This window comes from Vibrio coralliilyticus, assembly GCF_024449095.1.
Taxonomy (GTDB): domain Bacteria; phylum Pseudomonadota; class Gammaproteobacteria; order Enterobacterales; family Vibrionaceae; genus Vibrio; species Vibrio coralliilyticus_A.
Window position 1 is genome coordinate 72381 of the sequence record NZ_CP024627.1, and the last position, 17400, is coordinate 89780.

Below are 17400 nucleotides of genomic sequence, written 5' to 3' on the forward strand. Positions count from 1 at the left end.
TCTTCCTTATAGGGTTAATGATAGGGTCATTGGTTTGCAATGGCCCTTTTTGTTTTGAGTAGGTAAGGATATGACCCAGCAGATAGATCGTTATGCCGTTTTCGGAAACCCGATAAGCCAAAGTAAGTCTCCCTTTATACATACGCTGTTCGCTCGTCAAACCAATCAGTCACTGACGTATACCGCTGAACTGGCTCCTGTGGATGGATTTGTTGCGGCGGCTGAAACTTTTTTTGCTCAAAACGGAAAAGGATGCAATGTCACTGTGCCATTCAAGGAAGATGCTTACCGACTGGCGACACGTTTAACAGAGCGGGCTCAGTTGGCGGGTGCCGTCAATACACTGAAAAAGATCGATGATGGTGAGATCTTGGGTGATAACACCGATGGTGAAGGTCTGGTACAGGACCTATTGCAGAATCAGGTCGTGATTGAAGGTGCAAGAATTCTCTTGATCGGTGCAGGAGGAGCGGCTCGTGGTGTAATCAAGCCTTTGCTTGACCAAAAACCTGCTGAAATTGTGATTACCAACCGGACCTTATCCAAAGCGCAGACGTTACAAGAGATGTTCGCGAGCTTTGGTTCGATCAAAGCAGTTGAGATGGCACACATCGAACAGAGCTACGATATTATCATCAACTCGACGTCCTCCAGTCTCAGTGGCGAGTTGCCTGCGATTTCATCGGCCATCTTCTCATCTAACTCTACCGTTTATGACATGATGTATGGCTCTGGTCACACGACATTCAATCAGTGGGCAATTGAGCATAATGCGGCGGTGGTATACGATGGATTGGGCATGCTGGTGGGGCAGGCTGCGGAAAGCTTCATGTTATGGCGAGGTATCCGCCCAGGGACAAAACAAATTCTACGCGAATTAAGAAAGAATCTAGAGGGTATGTAATGAATCAGTCGATTCTGTTTCCCGATATGCAGCATTGGGATGACCAACTGCAAGCAGTAGTGTTTTCCGCGCAGCAGTCAGGCGCGTTGATAGAGTGCGTGGTTACCTTGAATCAGCTGGAAGTATTGGCTGGGCAAAAACTTCAAGGTGCTGAGCAAGCTCTCGTTTGCTTTAGTCAGCACCGATTTGACCTGGAAGAGTTAGCCGAAGAGCTGATTGAAGACGAAACCTTCAATCAGTCAGGGCAGGTCGAAGTTATTTGCTAATCACATCGACATGATGCAGGTAATCTTCTTTGTTCTGCACATAATTGTCTGCTGACTTTTGTAGGAAAGCGCGTTCTTTATTGTTAAGAGGACGTGCCTGTTTGACTGGGCTACCTACATATAAGTAGCCGCTTTCGAGAGTCTTCCCAGGTGGGACCAAACTGCCTGCACCAATCATGACGTCTTCTTCTATTACTGCCCCATCCAATACAATCGCACCCATACCTACTAGCACCCTGTCTTTGATAATGCACCCATGTAGCATCACTTTATGGCCGACAGTGACGTCGTCGCCAATAATAAGCGGGTAACCATCAGGGTTTTCCTGATTTTTGTGCGTAACATGCAATACGCTGCCATCTTGGACATTGGTTCGTTTGCCAATGTGAATATGGTTGACATCACCGCGAGCCGCAACCAAAGGCCAGATGCTCGAATCATCGCCAATTTTAATATCGCCCACCAACACTGAGCTTTGATCAATATAGACACGCTCACCAATGACGGGGCGTGTATCTTTATAACTACGCAAGGCGCTCATTTTTTCTCCTTATATAGAGGAATTCTGGATAAACAGAGGTAGAAGAGTAAGGAAAATAGCTATCTTTGAATAGAAAATACTCAAACGGCAAAAAAATCAAAAAAAACTGCAAAAAGGGGTTGCCAACGTGACGCTGATCTCTATAATGCCCCCTCGCTGACACGGGAACGCTTCGAAGCTTATGTTTCGAAACCATAAAACCCAGTTAGCGAGGTCGATTAGCCAAGCGGAAACGCTTGAAAATAAGTTTGAAAAAAGTGGTTGACACTAAACTTTATCTCGCTAAAATGACCGCCTCTTCCGAAGTGATGTTAATCACAAAAGAAGAACGCTCTTTAACAATATAAACCTATCAATCTGTGTGGGCACTCGTTGATGATAATCCAAATAGTTTCTTCGGAAACAATTTAGGTTTCAATGATACGAAGTGACCATTCGAACTGGGAAGCAGCCTTGAGCTGTTTTGTTTTACTTTTTCAAAAGTGAAAACCAATAAGAGCACAGTCAATTCAAACATTACTTTATGTAATGTTCAGTATTCATTGAGCCGAACAAAATCTTAAATTGAAGAGTTTGATCATGGCTCAGATTGAACGCTGGCGGCAGGCCTAACACATGCAAGTCGAGCGGAAACGAGTTATCTGAACCTTCGGGGAACGATAACGGCGTCGAGCGGCGGACGGGTGAGTAATGCCTGGGAAATTGCCCTGATGTGGGGGATAACCATTGGAAACGATGGCTAATACCGCATAATAGCTTCGGCTCAAAGAGGGGGACCTTCGGGCCTCTCGCATCAGGATATGCCCAGGTGGGATTAGCTAGTTGGTGAGGTAATGGCTCACCAAGGCGACGATCCCTAGCTGGTCTGAGAGGATGATCAGCCACACTGGAACTGAGACACGGTCCAGACTCCTACGGGAGGCAGCAGTGGGGAATATTGCACAATGGGCGCAAGCCTGATGCAGCCATGCCGCGTGTATGAAGAAGGCCTTCGGGTTGTAAAGTACTTTCAGCAGTGAGGAAGGTGGATGTGTTAATAGCGCATTCATTTGACGTTAGCTGCAGAAGAAGCACCGGCTAACTCCGTGCCAGCAGCCGCGGTAATACGGAGGGTGCGAGCGTTAATCGGAATTACTGGGCGTAAAGCGCATGCAGGTGGTTTGTTAAGTCAGATGTGAAAGCCCGGGGCTCAACCTCGGAATAGCATTTGAAACTGGCAGACTAGAGTACTGTAGAGGGGGGTAGAATTTCAGGTGTAGCGGTGAAATGCGTAGAGATCTGAAGGAATACCGGTGGCGAAGGCGGCCCCCTGGACAGATACTGACACTCAGATGCGAAAGCGTGGGGAGCAAACAGGATTAGATACCCTGGTAGTCCACGCCGTAAACGATGTCTACTTGGAGGTTGTGGCCTTGAGCCGTGGCTTTCGGAGCTAACGCGTTAAGTAGACCGCCTGGGGAGTACGGTCGCAAGATTAAAACTCAAATGAATTGACGGGGGCCCGCACAAGCGGTGGAGCATGTGGTTTAATTCGATGCAACGCGAAGAACCTTACCTACTCTTGACATCCAGAGAACTTTCCAGAGATGGATTGGTGCCTTCGGGAACTCTGAGACAGGTGCTGCATGGCTGTCGTCAGCTCGTGTTGTGAAATGTTGGGTTAAGTCCCGCAACGAGCGCAACCCTTATCCTTGTTTGCCAGCACTTCGGGTGGGAACTCCAGGGAGACTGCCGGTGATAAACCGGAGGAAGGTGGGGACGACGTCAAGTCATCATGGCCCTTACGAGTAGGGCTACACACGTGCTACAATGGCGCATACAGAGGGCGGCCAACTTGCGAAAGTGAGCGAATCCCAAAAAGTGCGTCGTAGTCCGGATTGGAGTCTGCAACTCGACTCCATGAAGTCGGAATCGCTAGTAATCGTAGATCAGAATGCTACGGTGAATACGTTCCCGGGCCTTGTACACACCGCCCGTCACACCATGGGAGTGGGCTGCAAAAGAAGTGGGTAGTTTAACCTTCGGGGGGACGCTCACCACTTTGTGGTTCATGACTGGGGTGAAGTCGTAACAAGGTAGCGCTAGGGGAACCTGGCGCTGGATCACCTCCTTATACGATGATTACTCACGATGAGTGTCCACACAGATTGATAAGTTTATGTAGTTTAAGAGAACGAAGATATCCCAATATCTTCAACTTAGTGTCCCGTTCGTCTAGAGGCCTAGGACACCGCCCTTTCACGGCGGTAACAGGGGTTCGACTCCCCTACGGGATACCATTGGGTCGTTAGCTCAGTTGGTAGAGCAGTTGACTTTTAATCAATTGGTCGCAGGTTCGAATCCTGCACGACCCACCATTCTTCTCCACGAAGAATCAAAACTTATGTGGGCGATTAGCTCAGTTGGGAGAGCACCTGCCTTACAAGCAGGGGGTCACTGGTTCGAGCCCGGTATCGCCCACCATTCTCTAAGTATTTTTGGATTCAGATTTCCAAACCACTTCAGTAATACGTACGTGGTTGGATTTTTGCCGCTGAAAGTCTTTAGAAAATGTAACTTCCTTGTGAAGAAACATAGCTCTTTAACAATTTGGAAAGCTGACGAATAACAACAATCCCCATCTCTTTGAGATGCGTTGTTATTCAATTAAAAGTTCTCAAATCCTAATGACTTGTTCATTAGGTACCAACACACATTCAAGTGTTCTTGGAAATTTGAGTCCGGCAAAATCGAGTCTGCATCATGTTTAAATAATTGCAGACAACTTTGGTTGTTTGACTAGAAGACCCTTTGGGGTTGTATGGTTAAGTGACTAAGCGTACACGGTGGATGCCTTGGCAGTCAGAGGCGATGAAGGACGTATTAACTTGCGATAAGCCCAGATTAGACAGTAAAAGTCATTTGAGTCTGGGATTTCCGAATGGGGAAACCCAACTGCATAAGCAGTTATCATTATCTGAATACATAGGGTAATGAGGCGAACCGGGGGAACTGAAACATCTAAGTACCCCGAGGAAAAGAAATCAACCGAGATTCCGAAAGTAGCGGCGAGCGAAATTGGACTAGCCCTTAAGCCTATAATGCGTCAGGTGAAAGTTCTGGAAAGGTCTGCGATACAGGGTGATAGCCCCGTAACCGACAGCGCATTTTAGGTGAAATCGAGTAGGGCGGGACACGTGATATCCTGTCTGAATATGGGGGGACCATCCTCCAAGGCTAAATACTACTGACTGACCGATAGTGAACCAGTACCGTGAGGGAAAGGCGAAAAGAACCCCTGTGAGGGGAGTGAAATAGAACCTGAAACCGTGTACGTACAAGCAGTAGGAGCACCTTCGTGGTGTGACTGCGTACCTTTTGTATAATGGGTCAGCGACTTATATTCAGTAGCAAGGTTAACCATCTAGGGGAGCCGTAGAGAAATCGAGTCTTAACTGGGCGTCGAGTTGCTGGATATAGACCCGAAACCAGGTGATCTAGCCATGGGCAGGTTGAAGGTTGAGTAACATCAACTGGAGGACCGAACCGACTAATGTTGAAAAATTAGCGGATGACTTGTGGCTAGGGGTGAAAGGCCAATCAAACCTGGAGATAGCTGGTTCTCCCCGAAATCTATTTAGGTAGAGCCTCGGACGAATACTACTGGGGGTAGAGCACTGTTAAGGCTAGGGGGTCATCCCGACTTACCAACCCTTTGCAAACTCCGAATACCAGTAAGTACTATCCGGGAGACACACGGCGGGTGCTAACGTCCGTCGTGGAGAGGGAAACAACCCAGACCGCCAGCTAAGGTCCCAAATTACAGCTAAGTGGGAAACGATGTGGGAAGGCTTAGACAGCTAGGATGTTGGCTTAGAAGCAGCCATCATTTAAAGAAAGCGTAATAGCTCACTAGTCGAGTCGGCCTGCGCGGAAGATGTAACGGGGCTAAGCTGTAAACCGAAGCTGCGGCAATGCATTTTATGTATTGGGTAGGGGAGCGTTCTGTAAGCCGTTGAAGGTGAGTTGTAAAGCTTGCTGGAGGTATCAGAAGTGCGAATGCTGACATGAGTAACGATAATGGGGGTGAAAAACCTCCACGCCGGAAGACCAAGGGTTCCTGTCCAACGTTAATCGGGGCAGGGTAAGTCGACCCCTAAGGCGAGGCCGAAAGGCGTAGTCGATGGGAAACGGGTTAATATTCCCGTACTTCTTACAATTGCGATGGGGGGACGGAGAAGGCTAGGTGGGCCTGGCGACGGTTGTCCAGGTTCAAGTGCGTAGGCTTGAGAGTTAGGTAAATCCGGCTCTCTTTAAGGCTGAGACACGATGTCGAGCTGCTACGGCAGTGAAGTCATTGATGCCATGCTTCCAGGAAAAGCCTCTAAGCTTCAGATTGTAAGGAATCGTACCCCAAACCGACACAGGTGGTCGGGTAGAGAATACCAAGGCGCTTGAGAGAACTCGGGTGAAGGAACTAGGCAAAATGGTACCGTAACTTCGGGAGAAGGTACGCTCTTGACGGTGAAGTCCCTTGCGGATGGAGCTATTGAGAGTCGCAGATACCAGGTGGCTGCAACTGTTTATTAAAAACACAGCACTGTGCAAAATCGTAAGATGACGTATACGGTGTGACGCCTGCCCGGTGCCGGAAGGTTAATTGATGGGGTTAGACGTAAGTCGAAGCTCTTGATCGAAGCCCCGGTAAACGGCGGCCGTAACTATAACGGTCCTAAGGTAGCGAAATTCCTTGTCGGGTAAGTTCCGACCTGCACGAATGGCGTAATGATGGCCACGCTGTCTCCACCCGAGACTCAGTGAAATTGAAATCGCTGTGAAGATGCAGTGTACCCGCGGCTAGACGGAAAGACCCCGTGAACCTTTACTACAGCTTGGCACTGAACATTGACCCTACATGTGTAGGATAGGTGGGAGGCTTTGAACCCGGTACGCCAGTATCGGTGGAGCCGTCCTTGAAATACCACCCTTGTAGTGTTGATGTTCTAACTTAGACCCGTTATCCGGGTTGAGGACAGTGCCTGGTGGGTAGTTTGACTGGGGCGGTCTCCTCCCAAAGAGTAACGGAGGAGCACGAAGGTGGGCTAATCACGGTTGGACATCGTGAGGTTAGTGCAATGGCATAAGCCCGCTTGACTGCGAGAATGACAATTCGAGCAGGTGCGAAAGCAGGTCATAGTGATCCGGTGGTTCTGTATGGAAGGGCCATCGCTCAACGGATAAAAGGTACTCCGGGGATAACAGGCTGATACCGCCCAAGAGTTCATATCGACGGCGGTGTTTGGCACCTCGATGTCGGCTCATCACATCCTGGGGCTGAAGTCGGTCCCAAGGGTATGGCTGTTCGCCATTTAAAGTGGTACGCGAGCTGGGTTTAGAACGTCGTGAGACAGTTCGGTCCCTATCTGCCGTGGGCGTTGGAAGATTGAAGGGGGCTGCTCCTAGTACGAGAGGACCGGAGTGGACGAACCTCTGGTGTTCGGGTTGTCATGCCAATGGCATTGCCCGGTAGCTAAGTTCGGAATCGATAACCGCTGAAAGCATCTAAGCGGGAAGCGAGCCCTGAGATGAGTCTTCCCTGACTCCTTGAGAGTCCTAAAGGGTTGTTCGAGACTAGAACGTTGATAGGCAGGGTGTGTAAGCGTTGTGAGGCGTTGAGCTAACCTGTACTAATTGCCCGTGAGGCTTAACCATACAACACCCAAAGGGTTTTGATGGACTCAGATAAGAACATTGAATGTGTAAACACAGAACTTAAAACAGCTTTCCAGATTAAAGAATTTGCTTGGCGACTATAGCGTTGTGGACCCACCTGACTCCATGCCGAACTCAGAAGTGAAACGCAATAGCGCCGATGGTAGTGTGGGGCTTCCCCATGTGAGAGTAGGACATCGCCAGGCTTTAATTTCGACTTTGCTTATTTACTAAGCAAGTCACCATAAGATTCTAAAAAAGTTTAGAGTTTTATGTTGACTTCAACAGTCAGTCGCGTATTATACGCGTCCTGCTTAGGTGCTAAGGCACTGAAAGCACAGCTCTTTAACAATATAAACCTATCAATCTGTGTGGGCACTCGTTGATGATAATCCAATTAGAAACTTCGGTTTCAAATTAGGTTTCAATGAACTGAGTGACCAATCAAGTCCTCGGACTTGGCACAGTCAATTCATTATCGTTCTGTTGGAACGATAATAGCTTTAAAATTACACAGTAGTTTTGAAGTCAGTATTCATTGAGCCGACAAAATCTTAAATTGAAGAGTTTGATCATGGCTCAGATTGAACGCTGGCGGCAGGCCTAACACATGCAAGTCGAGCGGAAACGAGTTATCTGAACCTTCGGGGAACGATAACGGCGTCGAGCGGCGGACGGGTGAGTAATGCCTGGGAAATTGCCCTGATGTGGGGGATAACCATTGGAAACGATGGCTAATACCGCATAATAGCTTCGGCTCAAAGAGGGGGACCTTCGGGCCTCTCGCGTCAGGATATGCCCAGGTGGGATTAGCTAGTTGGTGAGGTAATGGCTCACCAAGGCGACGATCCCTAGCTGGTCTGAGAGGATGATCAGCCACACTGGAACTGAGACACGGTCCAGACTCCTACGGGAGGCAGCAGTGGGGAATATTGCACAATGGGCGCAAGCCTGATGCAGCCATGCCGCGTGTATGAAGAAGGCCTTCGGGTTGTAAAGTACTTTCAGCAGTGAGGAAGGTGGATGTGTTAATAGCGCATTCATTTGACGTTAGCTGCAGAAGAAGCACCGGCTAACTCCGTGCCAGCAGCCGCGGTAATACGGAGGGTGCGAGCGTTAATCGGAATTACTGGGCGTAAAGCGCATGCAGGTGGTTTGTTAAGTCAGATGTGAAAGCCCGGGGCTCAACCTCGGAATAGCATTTGAAACTGGCAGACTAGAGTACTGTAGAGGGGGGTAGAATTTCAGGTGTAGCGGTGAAATGCGTAGAGATCTGAAGGAATACCGGTGGCGAAGGCGGCCCCCTGGACAGATACTGACACTCAGATGCGAAAGCGTGGGGAGCAAACAGGATTAGATACCCTGGTAGTCCACGCCGTAAACGATGTCTACTTGGAGGTTGTGGTCTTGAGCCGTGGCTTTCGGAGCTAACGCGTTAAGTAGACCGCCTGGGGAGTACGGTCGCAAGATTAAAACTCAAATGAATTGACGGGGGCCCGCACAAGCGGTGGAGCATGTGGTTTAATTCGATGCAACGCGAAGAACCTTACCTACTCTTGACATCCAGAGAACTTTCCAGAGATGGATTGGTGCCTTCGGGAACTCTGAGACAGGTGCTGCATGGCTGTCGTCAGCTCGTGTTGTGAAATGTTGGGTTAAGTCCCGCAACGAGCGCAACCCTTATCCTTGTTTGCCAGCACTTCGGGTGGGAACTCCAGGGAGACTGCCGGTGATAAACCGGAGGAAGGTGGGGACGACGTCAAGTCATCATGGCCCTTACGAGTAGGGCTACACACGTGCTACAATGGCGCATACAGAGGGCGGCCAACTTGCGAAAGTGAGCGAATCCCAAAAAGTGCGTCGTAGTCCGGATTGGAGTCTGCAACTCGACTCCATGAAGTCGGAATCGCTAGTAATCGTAGATCAGAATGCTACGGTGAATACGTTCCCGGGCCTTGTACACACCGCCCGTCACACCATGGGAGTGGGCTGCAAAAGAAGTGGGTAGTTTAACCTTCGGGGGGACGCTCACCACTTTGTGGTTCATGACTGGGGTGAAGTCGTAACAAGGTAGCGCTAGGGGAACCTGGCGCTGGATCACCTCCTTATACGATGATTACTCACGATGAGTGTCCACACAGATTGATGGTTTATGTAGTTTAAGAGACGATACTGGGTCTGTAGCTCAGGTGGTTAGAGCGTTCGCCTGATAAGCGAGAGGTCGGTGGTTCAAGTCCACTCAGACCCACCAATCTTCCTCCCAGGAGATTGGCAACAGTATCGACACCTTGATGGGGCTATAGCTCAGCTGGGAGAGCGCCTGCCTTGCACGCAGGAGGTCAGCAGTTCGATCCTGCTTAGCTCCACCATCTTTAAGCATACTTGCTTAAGTGTTCTTAAAAATGGTTCTTAAATGAATCTAGCTCTTTAACAATTTGGAAAGCTGACGAATAACAACAATCCCCATCTCTTTGAGATGCGTTGTTATTCAATTAAAAGTTCTCAAATCCTAATTCTTTGAATTAGGTACCAACACACATTCAAGTGTTCTTGGCTTTTTGTTTTCATTTTTTATAAAAAAGTAAAGTAAAAAGATATTTGAGTCCGGCAAAATCGAGTCTGCATCATGTTTAAATAATTGCAGACAACTTTGGTTAGTTGACTGTAAGACCCTTTGGGGTTGTATGGTTAAGTGACTAAGCGTACACGGTGGATGCCTTGGCAGTCAGAGGCGATGAAGGACGTATTAACTTGCGATAAGCCCAGATTAGACAGTAAAAGTCATTTGAGTCTGGGATTTCCGAATGGGGAAACCCAACTGCATAAGCAGTTACTGTTAACTGAATACATAGGTTAACAGGGCGAACCGGGGGAACTGAAACATCTAAGTACCCCGAGGAAAAGAAATCAACCGAGATTCCGAAAGTAGCGGCGAGCGAAATTGGACTAGCCCTTAAGTCTATAATGCGTCAGGTGAAAGTTCTGGAAAGGTCTGCGATACAGGGTGATAGCCCCGTAACCGACAGCGCATTTTAGGTGAAATCGAGTAGGGCGGGACACGTGATATCCTGTCTGAATATGGGGGGACCATCCTCCAAGGCTAAATACTACTGACTGACCGATAGTGAACCAGTACCGTGAGGGAAAGGCGAAAAGAACCCCTGTGAGGGGAGTGAAATAGAACCTGAAACCGTGTACGTACAAGCAGTAGGAGCACCTTCGTGGTGTGACTGCGTACCTTTTGTATAATGGGTCAGCGACTTATATTCAGTAGCAAGGTTAACCATCTAGGGGAGCCGTAGAGAAATCGAGTCTTAACTGGGCGTCAAGTTGCTGGATATAGACCCGAAACCAGGTGATCTAGCCATGGGCAGGTTGAAGGTTGAGTAACATCAACTGGAGGACCGAACCGACTAATGTTGAAAAATTAGCGGATGACTTGTGGCTAGGGGTGAAAGGCCAATCAAACCTGGAGATAGCTGGTTCTCCCCGAAATCTATTTAGGTAGAGCCTCGGACGAATACTACTGGGGGTAGAGCACTGTTAAGGCTAGGGGGTCATCCCGACTTACCAACCCTTTGCAAACTCCGAATACCAGTAAGTACTATCCGGGAGACACACGGCGGGTGCTAACGTCCGTCGTGGAGAGGGAAACAACCCAGACCGCCAGCTAAGGTCCCAAATTACAGCTAAGTGGGAAACGATGTGGGAAGGCTTAGACAGCTAGGATGTTGGCTTAGAAGCAGCCATCATTTAAAGAAAGCGTAATAGCTCACTAGTCGAGTCGGCCTGCGCGGAAGATGTAACGGGGCTAAGCTGTAAACCGAAGCTGCGGCAATGCATTTTATGTATTGGGTAGGGGAGCGTTCTGTAAGCCGTTGAAGGTGAGTTGTAAAGCTTGCTGGAGGTATCAGAAGTGCGAATGCTGACATGAGTAACGATAATGGGGGTGAAAAACCTCCACGCCGGAAGACCAAGGGTTCCTGTCCAACGTTAATCGGGGCAGGGTAAGTCGACCCCTAAGGCGAGGCCGAAAGGCGTAGTCGATGGGAAACGGGTTAATATTCCCGTACTTCTTACAATTGCGATGGGGGGACGGAGAAGGCTAGGTGGGCCTGGCGACGGTTGTCCAGGTTCAAGTGCGTAGGCTTGAGAGTTAGGTAAATCCGGCTCTCTTTAAGGCTGAGACACGATGTCGAGCATCTACGGATGTGAAGTCATTGATGCCATGCTTCCAGGAAAAGCCTCTAAGCTTCAGATTGTAAGGAATCGTACCCCAAACCGACACAGGTGGTCGGGTAGAGAATACCAAGGCGCTTGAGAGAACTCGGGTGAAGGAACTAGGCAAAATGGTACCGTAACTTCGGGAGAAGGTACGCTCTTGACGGTGAAGTCCCTTGCGGATGGAGCTATTGAGAGTCGCAGATACCAGGTGGCTGCAACTGTTTATTAAAAACACAGCACTGTGCAAAATCGTAAGATGACGTATACGGTGTGACGCCTGCCCGGTGCCGGAAGGTTAATTGATGGGGTTAGACGTAAGTCGAAGCTCTTGATCGAAGCCCCGGTAAACGGCGGCCGTAACTATAACGGTCCTAAGGTAGCGAAATTCCTTGTCGGGTAAGTTCCGACCTGCACGAATGGCGTAATGATGGCCACGCTGTCTCCACCCGAGACTCAGTGAAATTGAAATCGCTGTGAAGATGCAGTGTACCCGCGGCTAGACGGAAAGACCCCGTGAACCTTTACTACAGCTTGGCACTGAACATTGACCCTACATGTGTAGGATAGGTGGGAGGCTTTGAACCCGGTACGCCAGTATCGGTGGAGCCGTCCTTGAAATACCACCCTTGTAGTGTTGATGTTCTAACTTAGACCCGTTATCCGGGTTGAGGACAGTGCCTGGTGGGTAGTTTGACTGGGGCGGTCTCCTCCCAAAGAGTAACGGAGGAGCACGAAGGTGGGCTAATCACGGTTGGACATCGTGAGGTTAGTGCAATGGCATAAGCCCGCTTGACTGCGAGAATGACAATTCGAGCAGGTGCGAAAGCAGGTCATAGTGATCCGGTGGTTCTGAATGGAAGGGCCATCGCTCAACGGATAAAAGGTACTCCGGGGATAACAGGCTGATACCGCCCAAGAGTTCATATCGACGGCGGTGTTTGGCACCTCGATGTCGGCTCATCACATCCTGGGGCTGAAGTCGGTCCCAAGGGTATGGCTGTTCGCCATTTAAAGTGGTACGCGAGCTGGGTTTAGAACGTCGTGAGACAGTTCGGTCCCTATCTGCCGTGGGCGTTGGAAGATTGAAGGGGGCTGCTCCTAGTACGAGAGGACCGGAGTGGACGAACCTCTGGTGTTCGGGTTGTCATGCCAATGGCATTGCCCGGTAGCTAAGTTCGGAATCGATAACCGCTGAAAGCATCTAAGCGGGAAGCGAGCCCTGAGATGAGTCTTCCCTGACCCCTTGAGGGTCCTAAAGGGTTGTTCAAGACTAGAACGTTGATAGGCAGGGTGTGTAAGCGTTGTGAGGCGTTGAGCTAACCTGTACTAATTGCCCGTGAGGCTTAACTATACAACACCCAAAGGGTTTTGATGGACTCAAAGTAGAACAGATTGAATGTGTAGAGAACACAATAACAGCTTTCCGAATTATTCGATTTGCAAGCAAATCTCACCCTAAAGGGCCGTACTAAAGTGCGTTTGAATTTGCGAGCAAATTGATAAAGAATTTGCTTGGCGACCATAGCGTTGTGGACCCACCTGATCCCATGCCGAACTCAGAAGTGAAACGCAATAGCGCCGATGGTAGTGTGGGGCTTCCCCATGTGAGAGTAGGACATCGCCAGGCTTTAAATATCGTTATTCGTTTAAACGGGTAACAACATCATCAGTGTACTAATCTGACGATGACAATTTGTGGAGAGATGGCTGAGTGGTTGAAAGCACCGGTCTTGAAAACCGGCATACGTTAATAGCGTATCTAGGGTTCAAATCCCTATCTCTCCGCCACTATTAAAAAGCCCGTTGCGCTAGCAACGGGCTTTTTGCATTCCAAGAATTAAAAATACATTATCCTGATACATACTGTTTCTCAACAAAGAGTAGCCTCTGGAGGCGCAAACACTGAGTACTGCACCCTCTATATCTTGCTTCTGAAGATACAAAAAAGCCGACATTTAATGCCGGCTAAATAAAAGCGAGTAAAAAGATTAAGCGCGGTTGGCGACTTTATCCTTAAGTTCTTTCTTCTCTGCATCTGAGATGAATGCCAGCTCTAATCCGTTGATCTGTGTCTGACGAATTTCATCTTGTGATAGACCGGCTTGAGGCGCTGCTACTTCGTATTCGTATGGTAGCTCAATGCCTTCTACCGCTGGATCATCAGTATTTAGGCAGGCTAGCACGCCGTGATCCAGGAATTGTTTAATAGGGTGGTTGGCTAGTGACTCTACCGTACTTGTCTGGAAGTTAGAGGTTAGGCATGACTCAATACCAATGCGGTTTTCTGCTAGGTAATCCATTAGCTTAGGGTCGTGAATAGCTTTGACTCCATGACCAATACGAGTGGCTCCCAGCTCTTGAATTGCTTGCCACATGCTTTCGGCACCAGCAGCTTCACCAGCATGAACTGTCACATTCAGACCCGCATCTTTAACTTGAGTGAAGTGTTTAACAAAGCGATCGCCAGGCTGACCCAATTCATCTCCAGCTAAGTCAACAGCAACGATTTTATCTCTTTGAGTCAGAATCGCATCTAATTCTTGCTGACAAGCGTCAGTACCAAAGGTACGGCTCATGATGCCAATCAGGTTTGCTTTGATACCAAAATCACGTATACCAGCTTCCACGCCATCGACAACCGCTTCGACCACGCCTGCAACAGGCAATTTGTGTTTCATTGCCATGTAATATGGAGAGAAGCGTAGCTCCGCATAATCGATCTGCGCATTCAGTGCGTCTTCAACGTTTTCGTAAGCAACGCGGCGACAGGCATCCAGGTCACCAAGAACTGCCACTCCCCAATCGAGCTTTGAAAGGAAGGCTACCAAAGATGGTTCTGCTTCAACTATCTGTACATGCGGAGTGAGTGATTCGACATCATACGCTGGAAGTGCGACGCCAAACTGTTGACCAAGCTCTAAGATTGTCTTGGTGCGGATATTTCCGTCAAGGTGACGGTGCAAGTCTGTAAGTGGTAAGTTCTTGGTTATCATTATTGTAATTCCAGTTGTCTGAATTGCACTAAGTATAAGAATCAATGCCAGAAGTGTCAGTAAGCATTGCGTGTAAAACCGACTAATAGTGCTGATATTTATTTCATGTTCACTAGATCTGTTGGCCACTCTTCGAACGGTACCGGGTGGCTAAATAAGAATCCTTGACCTTGTGGGCAGTTAAGAGAGACGAGCATTTGTGCCTGCTCTGCGGTTTCGATGCCTTCAGCGACAAGATCAACTTTCATTCCTTGAGTCATATTGATGATGGCAGCGACAATGGAAGTGTCGAGGTGCTCTTTTTCCATTTTCTGGACGAAAGTGCGATCGATTTTGAGGCAATCAAAGGGCAGCTTGTGTAGATATGCCAATGAGCTGTATCCGGTACCAAAGTCGTCGATAGCAATGTGAATACCAAGGTCACGTATAGATTGCATGTTATGAATAATCACCGGATCATTATCCACAATACGCGACTCTGTGATTTCCAACGTCAAGTTGTCGGCATTTAAACCTGATGACGTAAGTATTGAACGCAGTGATTCCCCTAAATCGGGGTTAGAGAGCTGTTTCACTGATAAGTTGACATGGAGGTGAAAATTCTTATCCCATTTGCCTTCTTCCATACCTTTCACGGTATCTTCACAGGCCTGAGTAAGTATTTGCTCACCAATTAAGCCAATTAAGCCACTCTCTTCTGCAATAGGAATGAAATCCAGAGGGGATATCAAGCCAGAGGTAGGAGATAGCCAGCGAGCCAGTGCTTCCGCGCCAATTACCTCGCCCGTGTTGAGATTGACGATTGGCTGATAAAATGGCACAAACTCGTTATGTTCTAGAGCATCCTTAATTTTGGCTTGCATCAGCGTGCGTTTGCGCGAAATATCGGCCATTTCAGGCTTGTAGTGACTGACCTGATTGAGGTCTTGCTTGGCGGTACTTAAGGCTATACTACCGTTGCGCAGCCATAGCGTCATACTGTTGTGTTCGCTCTCGGTTACAACACCGATCGCTACACTGACCACCACACTTTCCTGCTCCATGACGAAAGGTGCGGCAAACATTTGTTGAATTCTATGTGTAGCAAATGTGATTTGCTCACTATTGAGATGGTCAGTGAAGTAGATTGCAAACTCATCCCCACCAATTCTGGCCATGTAGCAATCTTCATCAAACAGGGCTTTAAGTCTTTCTGCAATAATAACGAGTAGCTGATCTCCCTTGTAATGACCTAAGCTATCGTTAATATCACGAAATTTGTTGATCCCAATAAGCAGCAAGCAGCCATTCATTTTTGGCAATCCATCACAGGTATCGATAAAGCCTTCTCGGCTATAGAGTTTAGTCAGTGAATCAAATAACAATTGAGAGCGAAGGGCACGAAAAGACGCTTTGAGGTTGTTGGCCATTTCGTTAAAGGCGAACACTAACATGTTGGTTTCATAGATATACCCAGGTTTTGGCATGGTGCTATCCCAGTCACCTTTAGCCAAATGCTTGGCCGCAGCGGCTGTAGAAGTAATTGGGGTCACTATGCGATTAAAAGCGACTAGGCCAATCACGATGCCGATAAAGCTGGCAATGACACCAATGATCCAACTGTCTCTTTGACTTTCGGGCAATTGACCAAGTAGATCGGATTCAGATATAGCGACGCCGATGTACCACTTGAGGCCGAATTCATCGGTATAGGGTGTAATGTGATTGAAATAGCGTTTTCCATTAACATCCAAGCTGAAGCGATTGGTTTTTGGCGAGGAATGGAATTGGTGATTAAATGCATGTTCTGCACTTTTTTTGACGATGGGATTTGAGCTTTCTGTTGCGAGTAGACGTTGGCCTTTATCACTTAATGGCGTTCCCCAAGAGACCACATTTCCCCCAGTTGAGTGAGCAACGAGCCTGCGTTCTTGATCAAATAGATAAATTGCTGCGCTGGTTTTTTCTTGTTGTTTCTTTAGGAACGTGTTGAAAGTGCCAATTTTGATATCGGCAACCACGACCCCCTGAAAACGTTGTTGCTGAAATACCGGAGTTAAGGCTGACAGGGTAATCTCTTGACGTTCATCAGCATTAGCATAAATTGACGACCACATAGGGACGCGGCTTTTTGCAACTGGCGCATACCAAGGGCGAATGCGAGGATCATAGCCTTCAAAGACTGAACGAATATCGTCACTGACAACTTGTCCTCGGTATATAACCAATTTTTGTTCTGTGCGATCATCTTGAATCATCAAGGTGTAATTTTGGTTGGCTTCTTTGCGAAAACCAATGTATTCGGCGCCTTCGCCACCGAAGCCAATCACATCAAGTTGAGGGATTGAACGATACAAGTCATGGAAGCTAGTGAGAAGAAATTTCTCAATCACAGAGGTGTTCCCTTTCTCGTACAATTGGTTGAAGCCTATGTTGTGGCTGAGGGATAAACTGGCCTGAAATGGTCGACTCAAAAAGTTATCTAGCTCTAGAGTGACGTTATCGGTGAGCGCAGTCAGTTGCTTGTCACTGATGTCCAAGACCATTTCTTCATAACTGCGCTTTTGCACAGTGACGATAACGCCAATTGTAAAGAGAAAAATCATTACAAAAGGGAGAACGACTGCGGTTCTTAATGTGATTTGCGTAGTTGACGACATGCTGTCCTTAAATACTTGAAACTAAAATCCGTATAGCAGGTTTGAGTCTGCAAGCAAACAGCCATAGTGCACTGGTGCTGACCCATAAAGCCCTAAAATGCTTACCAATTGTACAATGCGACAGGCTTTATGGAATACATTA

The 17400-nt window shown here is 48.1% G+C and carries 5 protein-coding genes, 6 tRNA genes and 6 rRNA genes; 14 read left to right on the forward strand and 3 right to left on the reverse strand.

The features are described 5' to 3' along the window. Positions 1–70 precede the first annotated feature (70 nt). Entirely contained in the window at positions 71–904 is an 834-nt protein-coding gene (aroE, locus tag CTT30_RS00310) for a shikimate dehydrogenase (RefSeq protein WP_252035682.1), read from the forward strand. Next, complete coding sequence (locus tag CTT30_RS00315; protein ID WP_252035683.1) at positions 904–1170, forward strand: DUF1488 family protein; 267 nt, start codon at positions 904–906, stop codon at positions 1168–1170. Before aroE ends, CTT30_RS00315 begins: the two co-directional genes overlap by 1 nt. Here the strand turns inward: CTT30_RS00315 and CTT30_RS00320 are convergent. Then, the gene (locus CTT30_RS00320) at positions 1160–1711 is read right to left on the reverse strand and encodes a gamma carbonic anhydrase family protein (protein WP_252035684.1); all 552 of its coding nucleotides are present in this window, start codon (positions 1709–1711) and stop codon (positions 1160–1162) included. The two genes, CTT30_RS00315 and CTT30_RS00320, sit on opposite strands and share 11 nt — an antisense overlap. A gap of 561 nt (positions 1712–2272) precedes the next feature. Here CTT30_RS00320 and CTT30_RS00325 point away from each other — a divergent pair. The 12 genes from CTT30_RS00325 to CTT30_RS00380 all read left to right on the forward strand — a co-directional run bounded on the left by CTT30_RS00325 (position 2273) and on the right by CTT30_RS00380 (position 13414). Continuing rightward, a 16S ribosomal RNA gene (locus CTT30_RS00325) occupies positions 2273–3824 on the forward strand. A 90-nt stretch (positions 3825–3914) separates the two neighbouring features. Then, positions 3915–3990 (forward strand) — tRNA-Glu (locus tag CTT30_RS00330). A gap of 2 nt (positions 3991–3992) precedes the next feature. After that, positions 3993–4068 (forward strand) — tRNA-Lys (locus CTT30_RS00335). Between the two features lie 30 nt (positions 4069–4098). Beyond that, a tRNA-Val gene (locus CTT30_RS00340) sits at positions 4099–4174 on the forward strand. A gap of 339 nt (positions 4175–4513) precedes the next feature. Beyond that, positions 4514–7402: ribosomal RNA gene (locus CTT30_RS00345) — 23S ribosomal RNA — on the forward strand. Between the two features lie 90 nt (positions 7403–7492). Then, positions 7493–7608, forward strand: a 5S ribosomal RNA gene (gene rrf, locus CTT30_RS00350). A 350-nt stretch (positions 7609–7958) separates the two neighbouring features. Continuing rightward, positions 7959–9510 (forward strand): 16S ribosomal RNA (locus CTT30_RS00355). Positions 9511–9576: 66 nt separating this feature from the next. Continuing rightward, a tRNA-Ile gene (locus tag CTT30_RS00360) sits at positions 9577–9653 on the forward strand. A 42-nt stretch (positions 9654–9695) separates the two neighbouring features. Then, positions 9696–9771, forward strand: a tRNA-Ala gene (locus tag CTT30_RS00365). Positions 9772–10088: 317 nt separating this feature from the next. Next, positions 10089–12977, forward strand: a 23S ribosomal RNA gene (locus tag CTT30_RS00370). A 160-nt stretch (positions 12978–13137) separates the two neighbouring features. Beyond that, positions 13138–13253, forward strand: a 5S ribosomal RNA gene (gene rrf, locus CTT30_RS00375). Together the 16S, 23S and 5S rRNA genes with 6 tRNA genes alongside form the textbook arrangement of a ribosomal RNA operon. A 70-nt stretch (positions 13254–13323) precedes the next feature. Continuing rightward, positions 13324–13414, forward strand: a tRNA-Ser gene (locus tag CTT30_RS00380). A 200-nt stretch (positions 13415–13614) separates the two neighbouring features. Here the strand turns inward: CTT30_RS00380 and add are convergent. Together add and gepA are read right to left on the reverse strand one after the other, a co-directional pair. Beyond that, on the reverse strand, positions 13615–14619 hold the full coding sequence (gene add, locus CTT30_RS00385) for an adenosine deaminase (RefSeq protein WP_239876106.1): 1005 nt from the start codon (positions 14617–14619) through the stop codon (positions 13615–13617). A gap of 98 nt (positions 14620–14717) precedes the next feature. Further along, a complete protein-coding gene (gene gepA / locus CTT30_RS00390; RefSeq protein ID WP_239871714.1) occupies positions 14718–17258 on the reverse strand; it encodes a phosphodiesterase GepA in 2541 nt (846 codons plus the stop codon). Positions 17259–17400: the final 142 nt, after the last annotated feature.

Excerpts from the sequence above, each read along its gene's own strand:
- aroE (WP_252035682.1), top strand. The coding sequence starts at position 71 with ATGACCCAGCAGATAGATCGTTATGCCGTTTTCGGAAACCCGATAAGC.
- CTT30_RS00315 (WP_252035683.1), top strand. The coding sequence starts at position 904 with ATGAATCAGTCGATTCTGTTTCCCGATATGCAGCATTGGGATGACCAA.
- CTT30_RS00320 (WP_252035684.1), bottom strand. The coding sequence starts at position 1,711 with ATGAGCGCCTTGCGTAGTTATAAAGATACACGCCCCGTCATTGGTGAG.
- add (WP_239876106.1), bottom strand. The coding sequence starts at position 14,619 with ATGATAACCAAGAACTTACCACTTACAGACTTGCACCGTCACCTTGAC.
- gepA (WP_239871714.1), bottom strand. The coding sequence starts at position 17,258 with ATGTCGTCAACTACGCAAATCACATTAAGAACCGCAGTCGTTCTCCCT.